Raw genomic sequence first — 25795 nt, forward strand, 5'->3', positions numbered from 1 at the left:
GACCCTCCCCCGGGCCAGCCACGACCAGGATGACGCGGCAGCACCACCTCCCGCCCCCACGGGTGTCGGGTGGGCCGTGTCGTCCCCGCACACCCCCCGATGCGGCCCGGCCCACCCGGCACCACCCCCACGCGACCGCCGTCACACGTTCACTCGACCGCGGTCGGCGTAGCCTGCAAGCCGCAGCCGAGCGCGGGAGGTGACGCGATGACGGATCGGACAGAGCGGGACCGGACGGCACCGTCGACCACCGGTCGGGTGTTGCGACCCCGGGCGTGGCCCTCCCCGGTCCGGGCGATGACCCGGATCCTGTACACCGACGGCGCCCCACCGGCACCGACCCCCACCGGCGCCGGTCGCAGCTCGGTGGTCGACTGCGCGCTCTACGTCGACGGCAAGCGGCAACCCGGCGACTGGACGTACGCGGAGGCGCTGACCGCGGCCCGCCGCGAGGAGCACGGCTTCGTCTGGCTCGGTCTGCACCAGCCGGAGCTGGCCGAGATGACCGCCATCGCGGAGACCTACGGCCTGCACGAGCTCGCCGTCGAGGACGCCGTCAAAGCCGAGCAGCGTCCCAAGCTGGAGCGGTTCGGCGAGGTCGTCTTCCTGGTGCTGCGTACCGCCAGGTATTGCGAGCACGCCGAGCTGACCGAGAACTCCGAGGTCGTGGAGACCGGCCAGGTGATGCTCTTCATCGGCCCGAACTTCGTGATCAGCGTCCGGCACGGCGACGCCTGCCGGCTCGCCCCGATCCGCGCCGACCTGGAGACCAAGCAGGATCTGCTGCTGCACGGCCCGTGGGCGGTGGCGTACGGGGTGACCGACCGGGTGGTGGACCTCTACCTGGAGGTGGCCGAGCAGATCGAGGACGACCTGGACGTGCTGGAGGCCGAGGTCTTCGACCGGCACGGCCACGGGCGGATCCAGCGGATCTACCAGATGAAGCGGGAGCTGGTGGAGTTCAAGCGGGCGGTGGTGCCGTTGCAGCGACCGCTGATGACGCTGACCTCGCAGGTCAACCGGGACGTGCCGAAGGAGGTCCGCCGTTACTTCCGGGACGTGCAGGACCACCTCAGCCGCACCGTGGAGCAGGTGAACTCCTACGACGACCTGCTGAACTCGATCCTCCAGGCGCGGTTGGCGCAGGTCACCGTCGACCAGAACAACGACATGCGCAAGATCGCCGCGTGGGCGGCCATCGCCGCGGTCTGGACCTCCATCGCCGGTGTCGAGGGCATGAACTTCGACAACATGCCCGAGCTGAAGATGACGTACGGCTATCCGGTGGCCCTGGCCCTGATGCTCGGCGTCTCGCTGGCCCTCTACCGCTGGTTCCGCCGCAACGGCTGGCTCTAGACGGGCGGCGACAGCGCCTGCGGGCGGCCGCGCCTGCCGGGCCGGCACGGTGATCCACTCGGCTTTCCGGAGATCGGGGTGTCCAGGTCTGTGGGATGCCGCGACGTCACGAAAGACGAGTGGATCTTGCGGATGCGCCGCGCCGCGCGCCGCGCGCCGAGAGCTGAACGCCGCGCGCCGAGAGCCGCGCGCCGCGCGCCGAGAGCTGAACGCCGCGCGCCGAGAGCCGCACGCCGCGCGCCGAGAGCTGAACGCCGCGCGCCGAGAGCCGCACGCCGCGCGCCGAGAGCTGAACGCCGCGCGCCGAGAGCCGCGCGCCGCGCGCCGAGAGCTGAACGCCGCGCGCCGAGAGCCGCGCGCCGAGACCTGAGGACCGCGCGCCGTTCGACGCGGAAGCGCCGACGCGCGGAGTGATCCGCGCGCCGGCGCCCGATGCTCTGCCGCTGTGGTCAGCGCCGCCCGTTGGTGCGGGCCGTGTCCTTGCCCAGGGCCTTGGTGAGGTCGTCGGTCGGCCGACCGGAGACGTCGGTGGCACCCTCGGCGACCGACGGGACCTTGTCGGTCGGGCGGATGCCGGTCTGCTTCGCCGGGCTGGTGGTGCTGGCGCTGGCACCGCCGGCCACCGCCGAGCTGCCCGCGCCGGTCATCCCCGCCGCGCCGGCCATGGCGGACCCGTCGCTGCCCTTGGCGGCGGACGGCGTACGCACCTCGATCGAGTCGACCTCGTCGCGCATCGGCTCCAGGGTGCGGGTCGGGTCGTACTCGGCCCACTCCTGCTGCTCCCGTCGACGGCGGAGCGCGACCGCGCCGGCCAGACCGGCGACGGCACCCGCCGCCAACAGGCCGGTCATCATCGAGCCGCGACGGCGCGGCTGCTTCTTCTTACCGGTGATCCGCATGGTCTTGGACTTGGCCTTCCTGGTCAGCGGCCCTGCCTGCGCGGCGCCGTCACGGGCCGCCGCCGCCAGCGGCGCCAGCGTGGTGAGTGTCGTCCCCCAGCCGGTCGACGCGCGGTCGCGCACCTTCGCGGCGGTCGGTGCCACGTAGCTCCGGGCTACCTGGACCCGCGGGCCGACGGTCGCGCCAGCGCCCTTGGCGGCGTGGTTGGCTGCCTGCATCAGGTGGCTGATGCTCTGGTTCAGCTCGGCCTTCGCCAGCTGCCCCTGGGACTTGCGCCGCCCGAATCCAAACACGGTCCTACCTCCTGGGAGTTGTTCCTTCGTCATCCTCCACCTTCGGATGCCTCCGCGATGCCAGATCGGGCACATGGGAGGATCCGCATGGAACTGACCAACGAGTGAGGAGTACCCGTGGCCGAGGCTGTCTACGCCACCTTGCACACCAACGCTGGCCCGATCCGGCTGGAGCTCTTCCCGAACCACGCTCCGAAGACGGTCCGCAACTTCATCGACCTGGCCGAGGGCAACCGGGAGTACACCGACCCGCGCACCGGCCAGCCGGGCAGCGGGCCGTACTACGACGGCACCATCTCGCACCGGGTGATCAGCGGGTTCATGGTCCAGATGGGCGACCCGACCGGCACCGGTCGGGGTGGGCCGGGTTACAAGTTCGCCGACGAGTTCCACCCGGAGCTGCGCTTCGACCGGCCCTACCTGCTGGCGATGGCGAACGCCGGACCGGGCACCAACGGTTCGCAGTTCTTCATCACCGTGTCGCCGACGCCGCACCTGAACAACCGGCACACGATCTTCGGGCAGGTCGCCGACGAGCAGTCGGTGAAGGTCGTCGACTCGATCGCGAACACCCCGACCGGCCCGAGCGACCGTCCGCTGCAGGACGTCGTCATCGAGCGGGTCGAGATCGAGCGGTCTGCTGCCTGAGCGACCGGCGAGGTACCTTTGCTCGCATGATTGAGCGCTCCGGAGCACCGCACCGTCCGGCGTCGGTGGTTCGCGCGGCGGTGGACGGCGGGTCGACCCGGTGAGCGAGTCGCCGCCGACCACCCCGGTCTGCTACCGGCATCCCGGCCGGGAGACCTACGTCCGGTGCACCCGCTGCGACCGGCCGATCTGCCCGGAGTGCATGCGGGAGGCGTCGGTCGGGCACCAGTGCCCGGAGTGCGTCAACGAGGGCCGTCGCAGTGTCCGGCCGGCGCGTACCGCCTTCGGTGGCGGTGCGGCCGGTCGGCACGGCTATGTCACCAAGGCCCTGATCGCCGTGAACGTGCTGCTCATGCTGCTGTCCATCGCCTCAGACCGGGGTGGGGACGCGGCGGTGGGCGGTTCCGGCTTCGGCGGCCTGATGGGTGGCAGCACCCCGCTGACCAACTGGGGGTCGGTGCTCGGGCTGGCGGTCTTCCCCGACGGCACCCTCGGTGGCATCGCGGACGGCCAGTGGTACCGGCTGATCACCGCGATGTTCCTGCACTACGGCGTGATTCACCTGCTGCTCAACATGTGGGCGCTGTGGGTGCTCGGCCGGTCGTTGGAGGCCAACCTCGGGCCGCTGCGCTTCGGCGCGCTCTACCTGATCGGGGGGCTCGGCGGCAACGTGGCCGCGTACCTCTTCAGCGCTCAGAACTCGGCCACCGCCGGGGCGTCCACCGCCGTCTTCGGCCTCTTCGCCGCGCTGATCATCATCGAGCGGAAGATGGGCCGGGACATCTCCCAGGTGATCCCGATCCTGGTGATCAACCTGGTGTTCACCCTGACCGTGCCGGGCATCTCCATCCCCGGGCACCTGGGCGGCCTGGTGGTCGGTGCGCTGATGGCACTGGTGCTCGCCTACGCGCCGCGCGGTCGGCGCACGCTCGTCCAGGTCGTCGGCGCAGCGGTCATCCTGCTGGTCCTGGTCGGCCTGGTCCTCGTCCGTACCGCCTATCTGCTCGGCTGACCGATCAGGGGTTCGGGCGGGCGGCGTGCAGCTCGGCGGCCACCTCCTCCGGGTTGGTGCCCAGGTCGAACCGGCCGAAGAGGTGCAGCGACTCGCCGGTGTCGATCTCCAGGACCTCGGACGTCAGCCCCAACCGCGGTCGACGGTCCACGGTGATCGCCTCGATGGTCGGCCAGGGCAGCAGCCGGTGACCGGCGAACCCCCGGACGACGGTGAGTCCGTTCGGATCGACGGCCAACCGGACGGGTGCGACCAGGTCGCGTACCGCCCAGACGACCAGGACGGCCGCGGTCAGAATGGCCAGCACCAGCCGGACCGCGTCGCCGTCGGCGAAGAGCAACCCGAGTGCGGTCAGCAGAACGGCACCGGCGAGTTTCGCCGCGGGCAGGGTCGACGGCACCCGCCACTGCCGGGGTCCGGTGATGTCATCCACCCGCCCAGCATGCCAGCGACCTCCCCACCGCCGTCGATCATGGAATCGTGGTGGGGGAAAGATTCCACTTTGCACCGTATGTGGGGCACCACAACTCCTTGATCGACCCGCGGAGAGGGTGGGGTGGCGGCCCACCGCGTCGGCGTTAGGATCGGGGCAGCCCAAGTTACCGGGGAGTAAACATGAGTGACGCGGTCATCGTCGGCGCGGTGCGTACCCCGGTCGGGCGGCGTAGGGGCAGCCTCGCCGGCGTCCACCCGGTCGATCTCTCGGCGCACGTGCTGCGCGCCCTCGCCGAGCGCACCGGGATCGACCCGGCCCAGGTCGACGACGTCTTCTGGGGCTGCGTGTCCCAGGTCGGCGAACAGTCGTGGAACATCGCCCGCAACGGCGTGCTCGCCGCCGGCTGGCCCGAGACGGTGCCCGGCACGACACTGGACCGGCAGTGTGGCTCCAGCCAGCAGGCTCTGCACTTCGCGGCCGCCACTGTGCTCTCCGGCCAGGCCGATCTGGTGGTCGCCGGTGGCGTCGAGTCGATGACCCGGGTTCCGATGGGCTCCAGCGTGGCCGACGGAATGCCGTTCAGCGACCAGCTCCGGGACCGGTACCGGGGTGTCGAGGGCTTCGCCGACGACGCGCCGCTGCCGTTCAACCAGGGTGTCGGGGCCGAGCTGATCGCCCAGCGGTGGCGGCTCACGCGTACGCGGCTCGACGAGTTCGCGCTGTCCAGCCACGAGAAGGCGGCCGCCGCCCAGGACGCCGGGGCGTTCGACCCGGAGCTGACGCCGGTGCCGCTCGGCGACGGCGGCACCTTCGCCGCCGACGAGGGCATCCGCCGGGACACGACGGTGGACAAACTCGCTGAACTCGCCACCCCGTTCCGCCCCGACGGCGTGGTGACCGCCGGGTCCGCGTCCCAGATCTCCGACGGTGCCGCGGCTCTCGCGGTGACCACCTCCGAGTGGGCGAGCCGGCACGGCCTGCGGCCCCTGGCCCGGATCCACACCGCCGTGGTCGCCGCCGACGACCCGGTCACCATGCTCACCGCGCCCATCCCGGCCACCGCGAAGGCGCTGCGCCGCGCGGGGCTGGGCATCGAGGAGATCGGGGTGTACGAGGTGAACGAGGCGTTCGCCCCGGTCCCGCTGGCCTGGTTGGCGGAGACCGAGGCGGACCCGCAGCGGTTGAACCCCCGTGGAGGGGCGATCGCCCTCGGCCACCCGCTCGGCGGCTCCGGCGCCCGGATCATGACCACCATGCTCCAGCACATGCGGGACAACGGGATCCGCTACGGCCTGCAGACCATGTGCGAGGGCGGCGGCATGGCCAACGCCACCATCGTCGAGCTGATCTGACACCTGCCGGAAAAGGCGTCGCCCCGGCCCGACCGGGCCGCCTAGGGTGCCCAGCGTGACGACGACGTCTGCTGAGCGCACCCCTGACTGGTCCGACGAGCGGTGGCAGGTGCGGGCCCGCTCCTGGGTGGACGCGCACCTGAGCCGCGCCGGCCGACGGGTGACCGGGTTGGTGGAGCCTCGGGTACGTCCGTGGTCACTGGTATGGCGGGTGCCCACCGACGACGGTCCGGTCTGGTTCAAGGCCAACAACCCGGGCACCGTGCACGAGGCGGTTCTGGTCGAGACGCTCGCCGAGCTGACACCCGACCGGGTGCTGACCCCGATCGCCGTGGACCGGAGGCAGGGCTGGTCGTTGCTGCCCGACGGTGGGGAGTCGTTGCGCGACGTGCTGGGGCGCGACCCCGACCTGTCGCACTGGGAGCGAGCGCTCCCCGGGTACGCGGCACTGCAACTGGCGAGCGCGCCGCGCGCCGACGAGTTGGTCGCCCTGGGCGTGCCGGACCACCGCCCGGAGGTGCTCGCCGGCCTCCTCGCCGAGCTGCTCGACGATCACGGGTCGCTGCTGACCGGTGCCGAGGGCGGGCTCAGCCAGGACATGTACGAGCGGTTGCGGGCGGAGCTGCCGTCGTACGCCGAGCGGTGCCGCCGGCTCGCCGACATCGGGATTCCGGCCACCGTGCAACACGACGACCTGCACGACGGCAACGTTTTCGCGGGCCCGGACGGATACCGCTACTTCGACTGGGGCGACGCGTCGGTGGCGCACCCGTTCGGCACGCTGCTGGTGACCCTGCGGTCCATTCGGTACGCCGACAAGCCGGCGGCCGACGACACCCGATTGGCCCGGTTGCGGGACGCCTACCTGGAGGCGTGGACCGGCCGGTACGACCGTCGGACCCTCGTCGAGGCCGCCGACCTCGCGATCCAACTGGGGCCGGTGAGCCGCTCGCTCTCCTGGCGGCGGGCCTTGGACACGCCGGACGAGTCGCGTGCCGAGTACGCCGACGCGGTTCCCGGCTGGTTGGAGGAGCTCTTCGCCGCTGACCCGTTGTAGCCGGAATCCTGACCACGATCCGTCGGAGTCGGAAGTCGGACACCCTGTGCGTCCCGGTGTCGTGGAACTTCCAAAAATCCGCCGTGACCCACGTCACCCCGTCGGGGGCGTCGTTGGGCAGGTCATGGACGTCTTTTCCCGAACGTTCCTCCCGGCCGCCGCCGAGGCTGGCCTGGCTGTGCAGACCGTGAGCCGGCACATGCCGGTCTTCCGGCGCTGCGTCGGCTCCGGTGACGCGACCATCCTGGTCACCCGATGCAGCCGCCCCGACCGTCCGGTCACCGGCGACTACCTGCTGCTGCTCACCCACCGTCGACTGGTGGTGACCCAGCAGACCCGACTCCTGCACCGACTGCGTCTGCACCTCAACACCGAGTTGCGGGAACTGAGCAACGTGACCTGGAGCCCGGACCCGCGACTGCAGTGCGTCGAGGTGGCGGCCACGGCGATCGACGGGATCCGCGAACGGTTCCTCATCCGTACCAGCCACCCGAAGCGGGTGTGGCAGCTCGACGCGCTGCTCAACCACGCGTTCCGGACCCGTCTGCGGGTGCCCCGCGAGCGTGTCGTCGCCACGATCAGCGACACGCCGGCCGCCGCCCGGCCCAGCGCGTTCCGCCCGGCCCCGGTCAGCTGACCAGCTCTCACCGGGCTCCTTGCGCCGCTCTTACCTGACCCGAACACGCACCGATCGCGCCGGCTCGCCGGGTCGGCAATCATGGTCCGGTGACCGTCGAACCGCCGCACCGCGGGCTCGTCCTCGTGGTCGAGGACGAGCCGGCCATCGCCGACCTGGTCCGGCTGTATCTCACCCGGGACGGGTTCGGCGTCCACCTGGAACGCGACGGTGTGGCCGGTCTGAGCGCCGCCCGCCGGCTACGCCCGGTGGCCTGCGTTCTGGACATCGCGCTGCCGGGCCTGCCCGGCACCGAGATCTGTCGTGAGCTGCGCGAGGCCGGTGACTGGACACCGGTCATCTTCCTCACCGCCCGCGATGACGAGGTCGATCGGATCGTCGGCCTGGAGTTGGGCGCCGACGACTACGTGACCAAGCCGTTCAGCCCTCGGGAGTTGGTCGCCCGGGTGCGTGCCGTGCTGCGCCGTTCCGCCGGCGGCCCGGAGGGCGCGGAGCGGCCGCGCGTCGTCGGGCCGGTGACGCTCGACCCGGCACGCCGGACGGTCAGCGTCGGGGGCGCACCGGTGCAGCTCACCTCCACCGAGTTCGACCTGCTGGCCCACCTGATGGCCCGACCCGGCCGGGTCTTCACCCGGGAGGAGTTGCTGGCCGGGGTCTGGGGGTACGCCGCCCACGCCGGTACCCGCACCGTGGACGTGCACGTCGCCCAGGTCCGGGCGAAGCTCGGTCCGGCCAGCGTGATCCGCACCCACCGCGGCGTCGGGTACGCGGTCGATGCCTGACCGTCCCGGGCGCGTCGGATCGCCGACCATGACCCTGCCGGTGGTCGGCGCCAACCCGTCGGCCGCACCTCGGCGTGGCCGCCTCGGTCGTACGCTGACCGCCCGGGCGGTGCTCGTCACGTGCGCGGTGGCACTGGTGTCGGTGCTGGTCACCGCGATCGTGGCGGTGCCGTTGGCGATCCGGGGAGCGGAGCGACGAGATCAGGACGCGCTCGCCGCCCAGGCCCGGCTCGCCGCCGAGGTGCTACGGACCCGACTGGACCGGGGGCGCAGCACCGACGAGGAGCGGCTCATCCAACAACTGCGCAACCAGGGCATCGATGCGTACCTGATCCGGCGCGGGACGGTCGACCGACCGGGCCTGCCGCAGCGGGTGGTGCAGCGGATCGCGCAGGGCCGCAACGTGTCGGTCCGGCGCGTCGTCAACGGGAAGCGGGCCCTGGTCGAGGGTCGGGCGCTGCCCAACGGCAACGGCGTGGTGCTGTCCCGTCCGTCGTCGGTCGGGCTCTGGGCCCAGGTGCTGCGCAGCCTCTGGTTGCCGCTCCTGGCCGGGCTGGCCGCCGGTGTGGCGGCCGGTCTGCTGCTGGCCCGCCGGTTGGCCCGGCCGATCCGGGTCGCGGCCACCGCCGCCGCCCGGCTGCGCGCCGGGGACCGCGCCGTCCGGGTGCCGGTCGAACCACCGGACGAGGTCGCCGACCTGGCCGAGGCGTTGAACGGCCTGGCCGCCGCGCTGGCCACCAGCGAGGGACGGCAGCGGGAGTTCCTGCTGTCCGTCTCGCACGAGCTGCGCACCCCGCTGACCGCGATCCGGGGGTACGCCGAGGCGCTCGCCGACGGCGTGCTCGGCGCGGACGACACCGTCGACACCGGTCGGACGATGCTGGTCGAGGCCCAGCACCTGGACCGGCTGATCGGGGATCTGCTGGCGCTGGCCCGGTTGGAGGCCGCCGACTTTCCCCTCGAACCGGTGCCGGTGGACCTCACCCGGTTGGCGGTGGACGCGGAACCGGCCTGGTCCGGCCGGTGTGCGGCGGTCGGGGTGCCGTTCCGGTTGGAGACACCCGGTCGACAGGTGCCCGCGTACACCGATCCGGGTCGGATCCGTCAGGTGCTGGACGGGTTGCTGGAGAACGCGCTGCGGGTCGTACCCCCGGGGTCGCCAGTGGTGCTCGCGGTCCGGCCGGCGGGGGCGGACCCGGCCGCCGGCGGTGTGCTGGAGGTCCGTGACGGCGGGCCCGGCTTCACCGACGACGACCTGGCGGTGGCGTTCGAGCGCGGTGCGCTGCACGAGCGGTACCGGGGGGTGCGCAAGGTGGGCAGCGGACTGGGGCTGGCGTTGGCCGCCGGCCTGGTCCGGCGACTGGGCGGGGAGATCACCGCTGGGCACGCGCCGGAGGGCGGTGCCGCCTTCACGGTCCGGCTGCCCGGTGATCCTTACCTGACCCGAACATCGGCCTGACGCTCCGCTCGTCGTTCCCGGGGAGGCTGAGGGCTCCACTGACCGAGAGGGAACGTCATGTCACGTTGGGGATTCGCCACCGGCACCACCGCCCTGTTGGCGGCGGTCGCGCTCGGTCTCAGCGGCTGCGGCGCGGCCGAGGTGGCCGGCCAGCCCGCCCGGGAGGCGGCCGTCGAGGTCGCCGCCGCCATGGGCGTCGAGGGGCAGGCGCTGACCGCGATGGGCTTCGACGCCGACGACCTGGACGTGCAGACCGTCGCCGCACCGGCCACCCCGACGCCCGGAGCCTCCCCCACCGCCCGGGAGGAGGCCCGGGAGAAGCGCGGCGAGGAGTGGCGCAAGCGCCGGCAGGCCCGCGTGCTGCTGCGCAGGAACACCCTGCACGGCGAGGCGGTGGTGAAGACCAAGGACGGCGGTACGCAGACAGTGGCCGTGCAGCGCGGCGAGGTGACCGCGATCGACGGCGGCTCGATGACCGTCAAGTCCACCGACGGCTTCACCATGACCTGGACCTTCGGCGAGGACCTGCGGGTGGTCGAGCGACGCGCCACAGTGCAGCCGAGCGAGGTGAAGGTCGGCGCGACGCTCGGCGTCGCCGGCGCGAAGGACGGCGACAAGGGCGTGGCGCGGCTCGTGCTCATCCCCCGCACCAGGTGAGCGACCGGGGCCCCGGCCGACGCCGGGGCCCCGATCCTCGTCAGTACACGCGCGACCCGATGAAGTCGTCGTGACCGTAACCGACCGGGTTGGCGGCGGTACGGGCCTCGAACGACCACTGCTGCCGGGCGCTGCTTCCGCAGTTCGCCAACCGCAGGCGTGGGCTGCCCAGCAACGGGTTGTCGAACGCCACGCACAGGTTGCTCGCGGCGGCCGGCTTGATCTGGTTGCCGGAGAAGACGAACTGCTGCGCTCCGGTGCCGTTGCAGTCGTAGATGTTGACCGCGGTGCCGGCGGTCATCGAGCTGTTGGCGACGTCCAGGCAGCGATCGTGGGACAGCTCCGAGTGCAGCGAACGCCGGGCCGAGTCGTACCAGAAGCCCTGGTTACGCCCACCGTGACAGGAGTACGGCTGCTGCACGGTCCCGTTGCGGGAGTCGTATCCCTTTCCGTCGACGCAGGTGCCGGTGGCCAGGTTGCGCAGCTGCCGGAAGTCCAGCAGGCCCGGGTGGAGCACGCCGCTGCCGGTGCTCGCCGGGTCGACGCAGCTGGCCCGGGCCTGACCGGAGTTCCAGAACTGGGTGATGCACTGGGCGAACATGCCGTGCCCACGGGCGTTGGGGTGGAACGACTGACGGGCGGCGTTCTCGTTCCAGATGCCGACCTCGATGTAGAGGCCGCGTACCGAGGTGTTGTCGGTGCACACCTCGTGCCCGTGGAAGAGCCGGCTGGCGTCCAGGTAGCGGGTGCCGGTGTTCGCGGCGGCCGAGCGCAGCGCCGACTCGAACATCGGCACCGCCTTGTTGCGGGCGAACGCCGCGTCGGCCAGGTAGAGCAGGCAGCCGCCGGAGTACCAGCCCGGGAAGTTCGGGTTGTCCTCCACGTCCGGGCTGCCCGGGCTCGGGTACGACATCAGCACCAGCTCGTAGTCCGACCGCAGGTAGCCGGCCTTCGTCATGGTCTGCCGGATGTCGTTGAGCGCGGATTCGACGGCCCGCCGGCTGCCGTCGGTGCGGATCGTCCACTGGTCGGTGTAGGTGGGGTAGCAGGGCCCCTGGAAGAAGACCCGACGAACGGCGCAGTCGGTGGCGACCGGACCGAACTGGATGGTGCCGTCACCGTTCGCGCCGACCACCACCCAGATCAGCTTCACGTGCGTGTTGCGCGCCTTGATGCCCAGGTAGTCGCCCTGGTTCAGCTCGTTGTGCTGGGTCGGGCCGCCGGCGATGAGGTTCCACGGCGTGGCACCGGAGCAGGCGATGTTGTACTGCGCGTCCGACGCGATGCCGGTGCGGAACACCGCCTGGTCGTACGAGCGGTCGCACCAGTTGCCGTCCTGGTGGGTGCCGGGGACGTAGTTGCCGACCCCCTCACCGGAGATCTCGCTGTCGCCCATGGTGACCAGCGCGGTGCGGCGTTGTTCGATCGGACGGATCGCCGGGCTGCCGTAGAGGGCGGTGGCCTCGGCGGCCCGGATTGCTTCGAGGTTGGCGGGGAGTGGTTGGACGGTGGGACGGTCGGCGGCGGTGGCGGGGGTGGCCGGTCCGGCGAGCATCGGTAGGACGAGAGCGGCGACGGCGACGGCGACGGTGATGGCCCGTCGTCGGGTCGCGCGTTCGGGCCTGGCGGGGATTGCAGGCATCGACGCACTCCTTTCGGCTCAGTCGCGGGACGTCGACTGAGTTACCAGACGGTAACGTGCAGATCCATAGATGTGAATGCACCTCGGATCCTTCCGCGCCGACTGCCGAACCGCCCGGACCGGACTAACCGGACCCCCCGCCCCCGCCCCACCCGTTACCTTTTTGATCGTCCCCAGCCGGGGACCCTCGGTCGCCCGGCCCGGTATGACTTCCTGCCCCTGTCGTAGGCATGATCCGGGGGGTGTTGTCGCCGGGTCGGGTGGCGTCGGCGGACCGCTGATAGGGACACGGCCACCCGTGTTGGGGTAGGTCTCTTCGTAACGTGGCTGCCGGCAGTCCGACGCCCTGACTGCGGCCGAGGCCACGGTGCGTTGCGTGGAGGCGGGTCTGGTGCACGAGGGATATGGCGTCTTCCTGGGCTTGGACGTCGGTAAGGGTGATCACCACGCGGTCGGGTTGGCTCCGGACGGCAAGCGGCTGCACGACGCGGCGTTGCCGAACACCGAGGTCCGGCTGCGGCAGCTGTTCGACAAGCTCGCCCGTCACGGCCGGGTCCTGGTGGTGGTCGACCAGCCCGCCTCGATCGGCGCCTTGCCGGTCGCGGTGGCTCGGGCGTGCGGGCATCAGGTGGCCTACCTGCCTGGCCTGGCGATGCGGCGCATCGCTGACCTGCATCCCGGTTCGGCGAAGACCGACGCCCGCGACGCCTACGTCATCGCCGACGCCGCCCGCACCCTGCCGCACACGCTGCGGCGGGTCGACACCGGCGACGAGGCTCTGGCCGAGCTGGAAGTCCTGGTCGGCTTCGACGACGACCTCGCTGGCGAAGCCACCCGGGTGTCCAACCGGATCCGTGGTCTCCTGACGCAGATCCACCCTGCCCTGGAACGAGTCCTCGGCCCGAAAGCGCAGCACAAGGCCGTGCTGGAGCTGCTGTCGCGCTGCGGCGGACCGGCTGGTCTGCGCAAGGCCGGCCGCCGCAAACTGCTCTCGATTGCTGCCGTCCACGCGCCGCGCATGGGTGAACGCCTGGTCGAACAGATCATGACCGCACTCGACGAGCAGACCGTCACCGTCCCCGGCACCCACGCAGCCGAGACGATCCTGCCTCGCCTCGCCGACAGCCTCCGCGACACCCTTCGGCAACGCGACCAGGTCGCCAAAGAAGTCGAGAGGATCCTTGATGCGCACCCTCTTGCCCCGGTCCTGACCTCGATGCCCGGCATCGGCGTCAGGACCGCCGCCCGGATCCTGCTCGAAGTCGGCGACGGCAGCAGCTTCGCCACGCCTGGCCACCTCGCCGCCTACGCCGGCCTCGCCCCCGTCACCCGACGATCGGGCAGCAGCATCCGCGGCGAGCACCCACCCCGAGGCGGCAACAAGAACCTCAAACGAGCGTTCTTCCTTGCCGCGTTCGCGTCTCTGGCTGACCCCGTCAGCCGCGCCTACTACGACCGCAAACGCGCCGAGGGCAAACGCCACAACGCCGCCCTCATCTGCCTCGCCCGACGCCGCTGCGACGTCCTGTTCGCCATGCTCCGCGACAAGATCCCCTACCAACCACGCCCGACCAGCCCCGTCCCCGCTTGACGAAACCCATAGGGACACCCCCCGGCGATCATGGAGTTGTGGTGCCCGTTCGGCACACCAATGGGCGATTGGTGCCCCACCACAACTCCTTGATCGACACGCGAGGGCGGGGTGTGGCCGGCGCGTACGGCAGCCCGGCGGGCTCTACCGGCCCGGCGGCAGGGCGTAGCCGACGTAGCCGCGGAACTCCAACCGCCAGCCGGCCGGAACCACCTTCGTGCAGGCCGGGCGACTGCCGGTGCAGACGATCGCGTCGACCGAGGACGGGTCGGCCGGCGGTCGTTCAGGAAGCACCGACTGCAACGCCACCAGATCGGGAGAACTCCCGTCCGGCTGCCGCAGCAGCAGCCACCACGGGTACTCCCAGTTGTCGTTCTGCTGCACCAACCCGACCCGTCGGGCATTGCTGTCGCGTACCGCCGCCGCGGCCCAACGGAACTCGTCGGCCCACTGCGGGCGGCGCAGGAACCGGGTGTCCCAGTCCGAGGTGGTGAAGACCGAACCGGAGCCGACCAGGCGGCGTGGGAAGCCGTACGACAACGCGAGCACCCCGGCCAGCGCCGAGGTCGCCAGCACGGTGACCACCGCCAGGGTAGCCACCGACCGGCGTGCCGATTGTGCGCCACGTCGACGGAGCAGCGCGTCGACCCAGAGCCCGGCCAGTGGGACTGCCAGCACCACCGCGTAGAGGATCAGCCGGTTGCCCCACGGCTGCCACTTGATCATCGAGGTGTGCAGCAGGACGGCGGCCAGGACCACCACCGCGTACGCGCGCAGCGGCCCGGTCTGCTCGGGATGGATCCGGCGCGGACGGGCGAGCGCGACGACAGCACCGATCAGCGCCAGTGCCCCGGTCAGGGGGAACGCCACCCGGTCCTCGTCCGGGTACCAGGCCGGCTCCGGAAAGATCTCCCGACCGAAGGTGATCGCCCGGTCCTGTGGGTCGACGCCGATCACACCCGCGCCGCCGATGATCACCTCGGCGCCGGCTCGCCGCAGCGGCGCCAGCGGTGTGTCGAACGCGGTGTGCCCGATCCGCAGGGCGTTGACCAAGATCGACTGCGGGTCGTGCCGTTCCATCGGGATCGACTCGCGCAGCCGCGGTGGGCCCAGCGGATGCCCGAACTCGGCGGTCACCCGGGCCAGGAACGGGCCGACCACCACTGCCGCGACCAGCAGGATCAGCACCGAACCGCCGACCGTGCGGACCACCCCGCCGACCGCCCGAGGCCGTCGAACCGCGCCGGTCTCTGCCGCGCTCGCGGCCAGGGTGAGTCGGAGCTGCGCCAACCCCCAGAGCACCAGGAGCGGGCCGACCGCGATCAGGCCGCTGGTCTTGGTCACCGCCGTCAGGCCGGTGGCCGCCCCCAACCCGAGCAGCGTGCCCCAGCCGGTACGCCGGCGCAGCCCGTCCAGCACCAGGGTCGCGACGCAGGTGACCCACGCCGCGCAGACCAGGTCGGTCTGCGTGCTGGTCGCCTGGAGCACCACCATCGGCGTGGTCGCCAGCACGAACGCGGTGAGCAGTTGGGCCCTCCGGCCGCCGCCGAGCTGCGCGGTGATCCGTGCGGCCACCAGCAGACAGAGCACTCCGGCCGCCCACTGCACCAGGTTGTACAGGTGGTCCCCGCCGGTGAGGAGGCGGAGGTGCAGCAGCAGGTACTCGGCGCCGGGCGGGATGGTCACCTGCCGATGGATGGCGGTGGGCCAGAAGCCCAGGTCGCCCTGGCCGACCCAGTGCTCCACCTTGGGCAGGTGGTACGTCTGCGAGTCGAAGTTGTTCGGCTCGGCGAGCAGCGCGACCAGCAGCTCCACCAGGACCAGACCGGCGATCGTGCCGCCGAGCAGCCGTTCGCCGCGTCCGGCGCTGCGCCAGGCGTCGACCGCCACGGCGAGCAGGCCGGAGGGCGCCCGAGTGGTCTGCGCCGGCGGCGGGTCGGACCTGATGGGGGCGGGCTCCACGGTCGCGTCGGACGTGTCCGGGCTGGCGCCGGACACTCCGGCGCCCACCGGCACCGGTCGTGGGGTGGCGGCGGGGGGAGGCGCTGGTCGGCTCGACCGTCGCCGCAGGCCGGCGGCTGCCGCGGCAACGACCAGGAAGAGCAGCCAGGCGGTGACGAAGGCCGGCCGGTTCAGCGCGTGCATTGCGCCGAGAAGCTCGACGACGAGTACCGCGTACACCCCGGTCAGCAGCGCGGAGCGCACCACGGCGAGTCGCAGCGGTGCGACCGCATCGACCGCACGCGACCTCAGCGCGACGGTGAGTAGGAGCACCGAGGCGGCGGGAACCACCGCGAGCAGGGATCCGGCAGCCGACATGGCGGGAAGTAAACACCATCCGCCTGAACCCGCCACGCCGACGGCCCGACGGTGGCGGCACGCGGTGGGCCAACCAGCCAGGCTAGGCTATGCCCGACGTATTGTCGCCACCGTGGAGATTCCCGTGAAGCTCTCGATCCTCATGCCGGTCTACAACGAGGAAGAACGCATCGCGGATGCCCTCAAGCAGGCGTTGGCGGTTGACTATCCCTGCGAGATCGAGTTGGTCGTGGTCGACGACGGCAGCCGGGACGGCACCGGCGAGGTCCTCGGCCGCGCCGACGACGCCCGACTGCGGGTCATCACCCACCAGCGCAACGCCGGCAAGGGTGCGGCCATCAAGACGGCTGTCGACAGCGCGGAGGGTGACTACATGGTCATCCTCGACGCCGACCTGGAGTACGACCCGCAGGACATCCCCAAGCTGCTCGACCCGGTGCTCGACGGGCGGGCCACGGTGGTCTACGGCAATCGCACGTTCGGCAGCCACAGCGCCTACAGCTTCTGGTACGTGATGGGCAACAAGGGCGTCACGATGGCGGCGAACGTCCTGTTCAACTCGTACATCGGTGACCTGGAGACCTGCTTCAAGCTGATGCCGGTGGCGCTCTACCGGTCGCTCGAGGTGCGCTCGCGCGGCTTCGGCATGGAGGCCGAGGTGACCGGCAAGCTGCTGCGTCGCCGCATCCGCCCGTACGAGGTGCCGATCAGCTACCGGGCACGTGGCCGGGAAGAGGGCAAGAAGATCACCTGGAAGGACGGGGTCGAGGCGATCTGGATCCTCGGGCGTGAGCGCGCCCGCCGACGCCCGGCCCCCGCGTCCCGCTGACCGACGCTGGGTCTTTCGAGCGGGCTAACCTTTAGTTGAAGCGCACTTCAACTAAAGGACCTGGTGATGCCGGATTCGTTGACGATCGGTGAGCTGTCGGTCCGCTCCGGCGTGGCACCCTCGGCGCTGCGCTACTACGAACGACTCGGGCTGATCCGCGCCGACCGGACCGGTGGCAACCAACGCCGCTACGCCCGCGCCGAGTTGCGACGGGTGGCCTTCATCCGGATCTCCCAGCAGGTCGGCGTCTCGCTCGACGAGATCCGGGCGGCGCTCGACTCGCTTCCCGAAGGCCGTACCCCCAGCCCACAGGACTGGGCGCAGCTCTCCGCGAGCTGGCGGAGCCGGTTGGACGAGAAGATCAGACTGCTCGCCGAACTCCGCGACAACCTGGACGGCTGCATCGGCTGTGGGTGCCTCTCCCTGCAACGCTGCGTGCTCTACAACCCGGGCGACGCGCTGGCCGGCGAGGGCCCCGGCGCGCGCCTGATGCTGCCCCGACCGGCCGACACGCCTCCCGCCGTCACCCCAGGGTGAGCAGCACCTTGCCGAAGTGGTCGTTCGACTCGACGAGCCGGTGCGCCTCCGCCGCCTCGGTCATCGGCAGCCGCCGGTCGACGATCGGTCGGACCGTGCCCGCCTCGATCAACGGCCACACCTCGTCCCGTACGCCCTGGACGATCTCCGCCTTCTCCGCGAGGGGCCGGGAGCGCAACGCCGTCGCGGCGACGCTCGCCCGCTTGGTCAGCAACGCGCCGAGATCCAGCTCGGCCTTGCGCCCACCCTGCATGCCGATCACCACCAGCCGCCCGCCGGTGGCCAGCGCCGAGACGTTCCGCTCCAGGTACGACGCGCCCATGATGTCCAGGACGACGTCGACGCCGCGACCGTCGGTGGCCCGCCGGACCTCCTCCACGAAGTCCTGCTCCTGGTAGTCGATCGTGTGCGACGCGCCCAGCTCACGCAGCCGGGAGTGCTTGGCCGCCCGGGCGGTGGTCAGGACGGTGGCGCCCAAGGCGGCCCCGAGCTGGATCGCGAAGGTGCCGATCCCACTGCCCCCACCGTGCACGAGCAGAGTGTCACCCGCGCCGAGCCGGCCCACCCTGACCAGGTTCGACCAGACCGTGCACGCCACCTCGGGCAGCGCCCCGGCGTCGACCGGGTCGCAGGCCGGCACCGGCAGCAACTGCCCGGCGGGCACCGCCACCCGCTCCGCGTACCCGCCGCCGGCCAGCAGCGCGCAGACCTGCTGCCCGACCGCCCACCCGGCGACGTCCGCGCCGACCTCTGTGATGACCCCGGAACATTCCAATCCGGGGTACGCGGACGCGCCCGGCGGCGGCGGATAGTTCCCCTGCCGTTGCAGCAGGTCAGCGCGGTTGACCCCGCTGGCCCGAACATCAACGATCACCTCGTCCGGGCCCGGCTCCGGGTCGGGCACCTCGGCCCAGATGAGCGCTTCGGGTCCACCGGGCTGTGGAATGGTGATGGCTCGCATGGGCCCAGTCTTCCCGATCTTCCCGGCCGGCGCAGGCGCACCGTCGGGCCCACTGTGGACAGGTCGAAGCTCCTGTTCCGCGCACCGGGGAGGGACGCCGGGCCGTCCGGACCGAGCCGTGGCAGACTATGCGTGGCCGTACGCCCGCGGGTGGCGGCCCAGGAGGGTTCGCCTAGTGGCCGATGGCGCTGGTCTTGAAAACCGGTAAGGCAGCGATGTCTTCGTGGGTTCGAATCCCACACCCTCCGCTCCTGCTCCGGGCTGGCGTTGCCGCTGCTCGACACGCCACCAGTGGGTGAACGGCTCCGCTACGGGAGAGCGTTGGCCGGTGTCGTCGCCATTGTGCGGTGGCCTGCGGCGCTGACCGCTGCCGCACCGCTGCTGATGAGGATCGCCACCACGGCGACGATGCCACCGAGCCCGGGACCGGGCATGACCGCAGGGACCACTCCATCGAACAGGGCCGACGCTTCGTCGTAGGTGAGCGCGAGGAGGAGCGTCGATCCGATGGCGACCACACTCAGCGCGGCGGTGGCTGCCAGGGTGAGCGCCGGTCGGGCGGTCCGACCGAGTACGGCCCAGGCGACGCAGGCGTGCAGCGCCAGAACACTGCCCACATACCCACCCCAGCCGGGGAATCTGGTGAGCGGCACGGTGATGTCGCCGTAGTGGGCCCACGGAAGTGCCGTGGCGGAGAGCAGGCTCCCCGCAGCTCCGACGACGGCAGCGGCGAGGGCAACGCTCCTCGTCATGGCTCGACCTCCTTGACGCCCGCGCGGAGGGCGCTCCGGCCCGCCCCGCCCACCAGTCTGGTTGGTGCCAGGTGCGGAGCAGGACGCCGACCGGGGTCAATGTTAAGGCGTGACGACTCGGGTTGCGCCGACGTCAGATCATCCCGACTGGTCGTCCCGGAGGGGTTGCGGCGTCCCGCGCCCCGGTCACTCCGGCAGGTCCGCGCGCCGCCGCTCGTCGCGGATCGTCTCCTCGGCCAGTCGCTCGACTGCTCGTCGGCGTTCGTCGGCGATGGCCCGTGCGTCCCGGCGGCGGAACGCGGTGAGGACAGCTACCGCGAAGTCCCGCCAGATGCCGGCCACGATGTCCCCCTGAGGAACGCTGCCCGAACTCCACCGTAGCTCCGGAAAACCACGGTGCCGCTCGTCGGAAGGGACAACGCGGGGTAAGAAGAGGCTGGTATCTCCGCACACCGGAAGGATTCGTCCCGATGACCCTGGAACGACCGATTGCCCCGGACCCGTACGAGCTGCTGCCGACGCTGCCCTCGTTCACGCTGACGAGCGACGACGTGCAGAACGGCGAGCCGATGGACGCGCGGCACGCGCACGGCAGCACCGGGGGCGAGAACGTCTCGCCGCAGCTGACCTGGTCGGATTTCCCCGCCGAGACGAAGAGCTTCGCGGTGACCTGTTACGACCCCGACGCACCGACCGGCAGCGGCTTCTGGCACTGGGTGCTGGTGAACGTGCCGGTCAGCGTCACCCAGCTGCCCACCGGGGCCGGTGGCGCGGCGGGCGCCGACCTCGGTGGCGCGTTCTCGGTCCGCAACGACTACGGCGAGCAGGGGTACGGCGGGGCTGCGCCGCCGGCCGGTGACCGCCCGCACCGGTACGTCTTCGCGGTGCACGCCGTGGACGTCGAGCGCCTGGATCTGACTCCGGACGCCAGCCCCGCCTACGTGGGCTTCAACCTCACGTTCCACACGCTGGCGAGAGCGGTGATCCGCCCGACGTACCAGATCAAGGAGTAACGCCCCCGACTCGTCGATCATGGAGTTGTGGTGGGTGTCAAACCACCCGAAAAGGGAATGAACCTGGCACCACATTTCCATGATCGACCGGGCCGGGGTGGGCCGGGCCGGGGTGGGGTGGGGTGTTAGGCGGGGACGCGGGCTACTGCGAAGACGGACTGGCCGAACGGGGGGCGGACGAGCTGCTCGGCGGCCTTGGTGGCGGGCAGGACGACGGTGTCGTACACCTTGACCATCGGGCCTTCCTTCGGCATCAGCCGGAAGACCTTGGTCGCCATGAAGTAGCCGATCAACCCCAACGCGTTGGCGTAGTGGATCTTCTCGACGGTCAGGCCGGCCTCGGTCATCGCCGCCCGTAGGGTCTTCTTCGTGTAGCGGCGGACGTGCCCGGTGGCGATGTCGGCCGGGCTCATCGCGAACTGGAACGCCGGCACGATGATGATCACTGCGCCGCCGGGTCGGACCAGGTCGCGCATGCTGCTGAGCGCGCCGACGTGGTCCTCGATGTGCTCCAGGACGTTGTACGAGACGGCGGCGCTGTAGTCGCCCCGGTCGTTGTGCGGCAGCAGCATCTGCCGGACGCTGATGTTCGGCCGTTCGGCGAGGCGCTCCTTGAGCTGCACCAGCCGGTCCGGGTCGGCCTCGGTGGCAGTGAATCGCGGCAGCCGCTCCGACCACTCCAGCGCGTAGTCACCGAGGCCGCTGCCGATCTCGATGGGGTCGTCGCCGAGGTACGGCACCGCCAACTCGATGAACCAGCGACGGTGGTTGACAGCCGTCGCCAGGCCTTCCAGCACCTCGGACTGCACGCGCTGATCCCCAGTGATTTCTGCCATGCGTCGATTCCTCACGATATGAACTCGACCCGTGCCTGGACCGACAGAGTGAATCATCCGCTGGGACGGCAGAAGAATCGGGGCATCGGGGGTGGCCGAATTGTGGTCGGGGGGTGGGTTCGTGATCGGCGGTCGGCGAACCCGGCACATAGTACGGCAGTACCCCGAAACATGTCACGGCAGCGTCAGCCCGTGACTATCCTATGAATTGTCATGACTACTCCCGAATCGGACGCGCCCGGCGACGGCGACGGCCCGGCCGACGCGTCGGTGGAGGAGCCTTCGGCTGATGCCCGGCGGCCACGCCGGGGGAAGGTGGCCGACCTGGTTGCCGTGCTGAGCTTCGTGGTGCTCGGCTTCTGGGTGACGTGTCGACTCTGGCTCGACCCCGGCGGCGCGGTGCGGGACAACGAGTCCGATCAGTCGCAGTTCGAATGGATGATGGCGCACGGTGCGCGAGTAATCACGCATTTCGCCTACCCGTTCCATTCGGATCAGATGAACGTCCCGGACGGCGTCAATTTGATGGCGAACACGTCCGTATTATCCATTTCGTTGCCATTCACGCCTATCACCCTGCTGTTCGGGCCTCGGGCGTCATTCCTGGTCTTTCTCACCGCCGGCATGATTGCCACGGCGAGCGCCTGGTACTTCCTGCTCTCCCGGGTCCTGATCGGCAGCCGCGGGCCTGCCTGGCTGGGTGCCGGCTTCTGCGCGTTCGCGCCCGCCATGGTGTCGCACGCCAACGGGCATCCGAACATCGTGTCGCAGTTCGTCGTCCCGTTGATCATCTGGCGCACGCTCCGTCTCGGCGACCCGGGCCGTTGGCTGCGCAACGGCGTCCTCCTCGGGCTCGTGATCGTCTGGCAGGCCTTCCTCAACCTGGAGATCCTGCTGATGACCGCGATCGGGCTCGGCGTGGTCATCGCCGTGCTCGCCCTCGGCCGCGCCGATCTCCGCGCACGGACCCGGCCCTTCCTCGCCGGTCTCGCCGTCGCGGCCGGGGTCGCCGGGCTGCTGCTGGCGTACCCCCTGTACGTGCAGTTCTTCGGTCCGGGCGCGTACTCCGGGCTGTCCCGCCTGATCCGCGGCTACTCCAGCGACCTCGCCTCGTTCGTCGCGTACTCCAGGGAGTCACTCGCCGGCAGTCCACGCACCGCCGCGGGCCTGGCCAAGAACCCGACCGAGGAGAACAGCTTCTTCGGCTGGGCGCTGGTCGTGCTGGTGATCGCCCTGGTCTGGTGGTTGCGCCGCTCGGTCGTCGTGCTCGCGTTGGCCGGGCTCGCGCTGCTCTTCGCGGTGCTCTCGCTGGGCCGCGAGGTCCGTTTCGACAACAGGGGGACGGGTGTGCCGGGCCCCTGGGCGGCGCTGGAGAACCTGCCCATCCTGCACTCGGTGGTGCCGACCCGGTGGGCACTGGCGATCACCCCGATCATCGGGCTGCTGCTCGCCTACGGCGCCGAACGCGCCCGCGAGCTGGCCGACTCGCACCCGGCCGCGCGGGGACAGATCCGCTTCGTCACCGCCACAGTGCTCGTGATGGCCCTGCTCCCGATCGTGCCGACCCCGCTGCCCGTGGCCCATCTCGACCCGGTTCCCGCCTTTGTGACCAGTGGGGCGTGGCGTCCATACGTGACTGGTGGGCGCAGTGTGGTGGCCCTGCCGTTGCCGGACAGCACCTACGCGGAGCCGCTGCGCTGGGCCGCGACGACCCGGCTGGACATGCCACTGGCCCGCGGCTATTTCCTCGGGCCGGACACCCGGCCCAGCGCCCAGCCACCCAGGGTCGCGCTGTTCGGGGCGACGCCACGTCCCACCAGCAGCTTCTTCGCCACCATCCGCCGCACCGGGGCGGTGCCACCGATCACCCCGCAGAGCCGGGTCCGAGCGGTCGACGACCTGCGGTTCTGGCGGGCGGGAGTGGTCATCCTCGGCCCACACGAGCACGAGGAGGCGCTGCGTCGGGGCATGACCGAACTGACCGGCATCCAGCCGGTCTTCACCGGCGGGGTGTGGGTGTGGGACGTCCGGCCGTTGACTGACTGAGGCTCAGCGGACGCAGCAGCCCTGGCAGACCTTCGGGCGGGGGAGGGTGAAGGCGAGGCAGCAGGTGCGCCGCTGCACCGTCGGCTCACCGGTCGGACCGGGCACCAGCTCGATCAGGTCGCTCAGATCGAGGGCGCCGAGCAGGGTGTCGATGCTCTGCACCGTCGAGCCGGGCAGGCCGTCGGCAGCCCGGAGGATGCCGTGCGCGATGCCGGAGGCGACCGAGCCGAGCAGCGTCCGGGTGCCGACCCGGACCTCCGACTGGATCGCGGTGATGAGCGGCGCCAGGTGAGAGTCGAGCAGGGAGGCGCGCAGCGCGGTCAGCAGCTCGGCCTCGTCGGCGACGACCCGCACCTCCGGCAGGCCGGCGAGCGCCAGCGGGTCGCTCGGCAGCACCGCCACGGTGATCCCACGGCGCAGACCCAGGGTGAGCAGCTGCCGGTGGTCCTGGAAGTGGATCAACACGTCGGCCGGGTCGAACAGCGGCACCCGCCGGGCCGAGGCCCAGCCGAGCACGACCGGCAGCGCGGTCCAGTAGCTGTACGACTTCCAGGCCAACGCCGCGCAGGCGTGCGGGGTGCCACCCCAGCGGGTGGCAGCGCCGTTCAGCAGCTCCGGCAGCCGGCTGCCATCGATCAGGGTGGTGGCGGGTGACCAGCCGAACTCGTCGTCGACCAGGAGCCCCGGGGCGAGGCCCGGAAGATTGTCGGTGCCGAACATGGCGCGCAGCGCCGCGGTGACGGGGGCGAGTGGCGTGGCGGTCACATCCCGCACCGGCAGCACCGCTGTCACCTGAGATCCCCCGTCCGCATGGCCGAGGAATACACGCCCCGGCGGACGACCACCGTCGTCCTGAGCTAAGGCTAGCCTAACCACGCCCTCGGGTCTAAGGGAAGCCTCACCTTGGTCACATCGGGAGGCCCAGGTCACGCCGGTTGCCCGGTGGGAGGAGCGCCCCCACCTCGCTACTACCCGCCGGTTCCGCAGGAAAACGCTGCCGCAGGATCGATGTCTATCGGTGAATTGTCAATCAGAGTGTCGACAAGATGCCAGATGCGTGTGCGCTCGGGCACGGAACGTGAAACTTATATCCCCCGGCCACGAGGAAGCCGATGACGACCTCACCCCTCGAACGGGCTGCCGACTCCTTCGCGGCCGAGCTCGCCCGGCAACGGACCGGGCGAGGGCTGTCCAAGAAACAACTGGCCGTCCTGATGGGGTTCGACCCCTCGTACGTCAGCCACGTCGAGGGACGCCGGCACCGGCCGACCGAGGACTTCGCCCGCCGCGCCGAGGCCGTCCTGGAGGCCAGCGGCGCGATCTGGCAGCGCTTCCGGGAGTACGACGACCTCCGCCACGCCCGCACGGGCAACCCGCCCCGTGAGCCGTACGCGCCCGGGCAGTGGCTGCCACCGGGCACCGGCCTCGTCGTGGAGCGGGAACTCGCCACCCTCACCCACACCGACGACGGCTACCGGTGCGTGATCCACCGCGAGTTGTACAACGCCGGCACCGAGCCGGTCACCCGATACCTGGTCCGGGTCGCCGTCGACCGCTACCCGAACGACCCCGGCCGCTCCAACCGGCACCACCGGGAACACCCGCTCACCTTCGCCGAACTGCAACTACAGGCCCGCCGCGACGACGGCGGCGGCGAACCGGAGCCGATGCACTGGCGTGCCAAACACGACCGGGACGCCTTCAAGGAGATCTGGCTGCTCTTCGAGAACGGGGAGCGGCGGTTCCCGCTCTACCCGGGAGACCGGGCCACCATCGAGTACGCGTACAGCGTCGGTCACGAGAAGTGGGGCCCCTGGTTCCAGCGGGCGGTCCGGCTGCCCACCCGGCAGCTCGCCGTACGCCTCGATCTGCCCGCGCCGCTCGACCCGCAGGTCTGGGGCGTGGAAACCTCCCTCTCCGCGGAGGAGGGCCCCCTGCGGACGGCACCGCAACGGCACGACGAGGGCGACCGGGCGATCTACGACTGGCAGACCGACGACCCGCCGCTGAACGCCCGCTACCGGATGCAGTGGCGTTTCCGGTCCCGACCGGAGACGGAACCCGACAGCGGCCCCGGCGGTGCCCGGGTGCGGCCCAGCGACCGGATGCGCGGTCTCGGCATCGTGCAACGCGGCGACGACCTGCTCCGCCAACACGTCCGCCCGTTCGACCTGCCCGTCGAGGAACCCGTCGCCCGGGACCTGGTCGACCGGCTCACCGCGGCCCTGGCCCGGCTCGACGAACTGCACCCGTTCAGCAAGGGGGTGGGGGTTGCCGCACCACAACTCGGCGTCGGTCGGGCGGCGGCCGTGGTCCGGCCCCCGGACCGCTCGGCGGAGCCGGTGGTGCTGCTCAACCCCCGGGTGGTCGACGCCGGCCCGGACACCGACGAGCAGTACGAGGGCTGCCTCTCCTTCTTCGACCACCGGGGTCTGGTGCCTCGACCGCTCCGGCTCGACGTGGAGCACGCCCAGTGGGACGGCAGCCGGGTCATCACGTCGTTCGAGTTCGGCATGGCCCGGCTGGTGGCTCACGAGATCGATCACCTGGAGGGCCGGCTCTACGTCGACCGGATGGCACCCGGCGTGCCGTTGGTGCCGGTGGAGGAATACCGCGAGACCGGGCACCCCTGGCGCTACTGACCGGTGGGGACCGGGGCGCGTGCCCCAGGGGGCAGGGG

General features: G+C 71.2%; 24 protein-coding genes and 1 tRNA gene. 16 read left to right on the plus strand and 9 right to left on the minus strand.

Features of this window, described 5'->3' with window-relative positions:
• Positions 1-207 precede the first annotated feature (207 nt).
• Entirely contained in the window at positions 208-1356 is a 1149-nt protein-coding gene (gene corA / locus GA0070612_RS06770) for a magnesium/cobalt transporter CorA (protein ID WP_088987145.1), read from the plus strand.
• A 449-nt stretch (positions 1357-1805) separates the two neighbouring features.
• Here corA and GA0070612_RS06780 read toward each other — a convergent pair whose 3' ends face one another.
• On the minus strand, positions 1806-2582 hold the full coding sequence (locus GA0070612_RS06780; RefSeq protein ID WP_088987146.1) for a hypothetical protein: 777 nt from the start codon (positions 2580-2582) through the stop codon (positions 1806-1808).
• Positions 2583-2666: 84 nt separating this feature from the next.
• Between GA0070612_RS06780 and GA0070612_RS06785 the strand changes: the two genes are divergently transcribed.
• Both GA0070612_RS06785 and GA0070612_RS06790 read left to right on the plus strand, forming a co-directional pair.
• Positions 2667-3197 carry a peptidylprolyl isomerase gene (locus GA0070612_RS06785; protein ID WP_088987147.1) on the plus strand — a complete coding sequence of 177 codons (531 nt, stop codon included), beginning with the start codon at positions 2667-2669 and terminating at the stop codon, positions 3195-3197.
• 100 nt (positions 3198-3297) lie between these two features.
• Positions 3298-4209 carry a rhomboid family intramembrane serine protease gene (locus GA0070612_RS06790; protein ID WP_088987148.1) on the plus strand — a complete coding sequence of 304 codons (912 nt, stop codon included), beginning with the start codon at positions 3298-3300 and terminating at the stop codon, positions 4207-4209.
• A 4-nt stretch (positions 4210-4213) separates the two neighbouring features.
• On the opposite strand, the gene GA0070612_RS06795 is transcribed toward GA0070612_RS06790, so the two are convergent.
• Positions 4214-4642, minus strand: coding sequence for a PH domain-containing protein (locus tag GA0070612_RS06795; RefSeq protein WP_088987149.1), 429 nt, complete (start codon positions 4640-4642; stop codon positions 4214-4216).
• Between the two features lie 182 nt (positions 4643-4824).
• Here GA0070612_RS06795 and GA0070612_RS06800 point away from each other — a divergent pair, with 182 nt between their 5' ends.
• The 6 genes from GA0070612_RS06800 to GA0070612_RS06825 all read left to right on the plus strand — a co-directional run bounded on the left by GA0070612_RS06800 (position 4825) and on the right by GA0070612_RS06825 (position 10589).
• On the plus strand, positions 4825-5997 hold the full coding sequence (locus GA0070612_RS06800; RefSeq protein WP_088987150.1) for a thiolase family protein: 1173 nt from the start codon (positions 4825-4827) through the stop codon (positions 5995-5997).
• Between the two features lie 55 nt (positions 5998-6052).
• On the plus strand, positions 6053-7054 hold the full coding sequence (locus tag GA0070612_RS06805; protein ID WP_088987151.1) for an aminoglycoside phosphotransferase family protein: 1002 nt from the start codon (positions 6053-6055) through the stop codon (positions 7052-7054).
• A 124-nt stretch (positions 7055-7178) separates the two neighbouring features.
• Positions 7179-7691 carry a hypothetical protein gene (locus GA0070612_RS06810; RefSeq protein WP_088987152.1) on the plus strand — a complete coding sequence of 171 codons (513 nt, stop codon included), beginning with the start codon at positions 7179-7181 and terminating at the stop codon, positions 7689-7691.
• Positions 7692-7780: 89 nt separating this feature from the next.
• The gene (locus tag GA0070612_RS06815; protein ID WP_088987153.1) at positions 7781-8473 is read left to right on the plus strand and encodes a response regulator transcription factor; all 693 of its coding nucleotides are present in this window, start codon (positions 7781-7783) and stop codon (positions 8471-8473) included.
• The gene (locus GA0070612_RS06820; RefSeq protein WP_088987154.1) at positions 8466-9932 is read left to right on the plus strand and encodes a sensor histidine kinase; all 1467 of its coding nucleotides are present in this window, start codon (positions 8466-8468) and stop codon (positions 9930-9932) included. Before GA0070612_RS06815 ends, GA0070612_RS06820 begins: the two co-directional genes overlap by 8 nt.
• A 57-nt stretch (positions 9933-9989) precedes the next feature.
• The gene (locus GA0070612_RS06825; RefSeq protein ID WP_088987155.1) at positions 9990-10589 is read left to right on the plus strand and encodes a hypothetical protein; all 600 of its coding nucleotides are present in this window, start codon (positions 9990-9992) and stop codon (positions 10587-10589) included.
• Between the two features lie 40 nt (positions 10590-10629).
• Here the strand turns inward: GA0070612_RS06825 and GA0070612_RS06830 are convergent, their stop codons facing one another.
• A complete protein-coding gene (locus tag GA0070612_RS06830) occupies positions 10630-12231 on the minus strand; it encodes a ricin-type beta-trefoil lectin domain protein (protein WP_088987156.1) in 1602 nt (533 codons plus the stop codon).
• Positions 12232-12622: 391 nt separating this feature from the next.
• On the opposite strand from GA0070612_RS06830, the gene GA0070612_RS06835 reads away from it, so the two are divergent.
• The gene (locus tag GA0070612_RS06835) at positions 12623-13822 is read left to right on the plus strand and encodes an IS110 family RNA-guided transposase (protein WP_157742657.1); all 1200 of its coding nucleotides are present in this window, start codon (positions 12623-12625) and stop codon (positions 13820-13822) included.
• A gap of 144 nt (positions 13823-13966) precedes the next feature.
• On the opposite strand, the gene GA0070612_RS06840 is transcribed toward GA0070612_RS06835, so the two are convergent.
• The gene (locus tag GA0070612_RS06840; RefSeq protein WP_088987157.1) at positions 13967-16141 is read right to left on the minus strand and encodes a glycosyltransferase family 39 protein; all 2175 of its coding nucleotides are present in this window, start codon (positions 16139-16141) and stop codon (positions 13967-13969) included.
• Positions 16142-16265: 124 nt separating this feature from the next.
• Here GA0070612_RS06840 and GA0070612_RS06845 point away from each other — a divergent pair, with 124 nt between their 5' ends.
• Complete coding sequence (locus tag GA0070612_RS06845) at positions 16266-16970, plus strand: glycosyltransferase family 2 protein (RefSeq protein WP_088987158.1); 705 nt, start codon at positions 16266-16268, stop codon at positions 16968-16970.
• A 66-nt stretch (positions 16971-17036) separates the two neighbouring features.
• Positions 17037-17507 carry a redox-sensitive transcriptional activator SoxR gene (gene soxR, locus GA0070612_RS06850; RefSeq protein WP_088987159.1) on the plus strand — a complete coding sequence of 157 codons (471 nt, stop codon included), beginning with the start codon at positions 17037-17039 and terminating at the stop codon, positions 17505-17507.
• On the opposite strand, the gene GA0070612_RS06855 is transcribed toward soxR, so the two are convergent.
• The gene (locus tag GA0070612_RS06855; RefSeq protein ID WP_088987160.1) at positions 17494-18468 is read right to left on the minus strand and encodes an NAD(P)H-quinone oxidoreductase; all 975 of its coding nucleotides are present in this window, start codon (positions 18466-18468) and stop codon (positions 17494-17496) included. The genes soxR and GA0070612_RS06855 overlap by 14 nt on opposite strands.
• A 161-nt stretch (positions 18469-18629) precedes the next feature.
• On the opposite strand from GA0070612_RS06855, the gene GA0070612_RS06860 reads away from it, so the two are divergent.
• A tRNA-Ser gene (locus tag GA0070612_RS06860) sits at positions 18630-18716 on the plus strand.
• A gap of 60 nt (positions 18717-18776) precedes the next feature.
• Here the strand turns inward: GA0070612_RS06860 and GA0070612_RS06865 are convergent.
• Both GA0070612_RS06865 and GA0070612_RS31330 read right to left on the minus strand, forming a co-directional pair.
• Positions 18777-19220: a hypothetical protein gene (locus GA0070612_RS06865; RefSeq protein ID WP_157742433.1), complete on the minus strand. Its 444-nt coding sequence runs from the start codon at positions 19218-19220 to the stop codon at positions 18777-18779.
• A gap of 186 nt (positions 19221-19406) precedes the next feature.
• Positions 19407-19562: a hypothetical protein gene (locus tag GA0070612_RS31330; protein WP_157742434.1), complete on the minus strand. Its 156-nt coding sequence runs from the start codon at positions 19560-19562 to the stop codon at positions 19407-19409.
• Between the two features lie 128 nt (positions 19563-19690).
• On the opposite strand from GA0070612_RS31330, the gene GA0070612_RS06870 reads away from it, so the two are divergent.
• The gene (locus tag GA0070612_RS06870) at positions 19691-20233 is read left to right on the plus strand and encodes a YbhB/YbcL family Raf kinase inhibitor-like protein (RefSeq protein ID WP_088987162.1); all 543 of its coding nucleotides are present in this window, start codon (positions 19691-19693) and stop codon (positions 20231-20233) included.
• Positions 20234-20358: 125 nt separating this feature from the next.
• On the opposite strand, the gene GA0070612_RS06875 is transcribed toward GA0070612_RS06870, so the two are convergent.
• A complete protein-coding gene (locus GA0070612_RS06875; protein ID WP_088987163.1) occupies positions 20359-21069 on the minus strand; it encodes a class I SAM-dependent methyltransferase in 711 nt (236 codons plus the stop codon).
• 213 nt (positions 21070-21282) lie between these two features.
• Here GA0070612_RS06875 and GA0070612_RS06880 point away from each other — a divergent pair, with 213 nt between their 5' ends.
• A complete protein-coding gene (locus tag GA0070612_RS06880; protein ID WP_231924489.1) occupies positions 21283-23115 on the plus strand; it encodes a hypothetical protein in 1833 nt (610 codons plus the stop codon).
• 3 nt (positions 23116-23118) lie between these two features.
• Here the strand turns inward: GA0070612_RS06880 and GA0070612_RS06885 are convergent, their stop codons facing one another.
• A complete protein-coding gene (locus GA0070612_RS06885; protein ID WP_197699412.1) occupies positions 23119-23835 on the minus strand; it encodes a hypothetical protein in 717 nt (238 codons plus the stop codon).
• A gap of 392 nt (positions 23836-24227) precedes the next feature.
• On the opposite strand from GA0070612_RS06885, the gene GA0070612_RS06890 reads away from it, so the two are divergent.
• A complete protein-coding gene (locus GA0070612_RS06890) occupies positions 24228-25757 on the plus strand; it encodes a peptide deformylase (protein ID WP_088987164.1) in 1530 nt (509 codons plus the stop codon).
• Positions 25758-25795: the final 38 nt, after the last annotated feature.

This window comes from Micromonospora chokoriensis, from assembly GCF_900091505.1.
Lineage (GTDB): Bacteria > Actinomycetota > Actinomycetes > Mycobacteriales > Micromonosporaceae > Micromonospora > Micromonospora chokoriensis.